Here is a 243-nt window from a genome sequence, read left to right as displayed (position 1 = left end):
AACCTTCGTAGAGACGCTTCCTGAAGATGATACTGTAGAGTGTGACAACATACCTGATGCTATAACATTAACTGCTACTGATAACTGTGACAATGAATTGGAAATCGTACAATTTAGCCAGACAAGAAACAACACTGTTTGTGCCTCTGAATATGAGTTAGTCCGTACATGGACCATAACTGACTGTGCTGGAAACAGTGCTTCGCATACCCAAACAATAACCGTTGTTGATACAACTCCTCC

At 41.2% G+C, this 243-nt stretch carries 1 protein-coding gene; it reads left to right on the top strand.

From position 1 onward, the window contains the following. Nucleotides 1–243, top strand: a 243-nt coding sequence (locus M3P09_RS17275) for an HYR-like domain-containing protein (RefSeq protein WP_249974071.1), incomplete at both ends; no start/stop codon positions are given.

This window comes from Jejuia spongiicola, from assembly GCF_023502325.1.
Lineage (GTDB): Bacteria > Bacteroidota > Bacteroidia > Flavobacteriales > Flavobacteriaceae > Wocania_A > Wocania_A spongiicola.
Note: the sequence above shows the minus strand (reverse complement) of the source record. Positions and strands in the feature narration are given on the sequence as shown.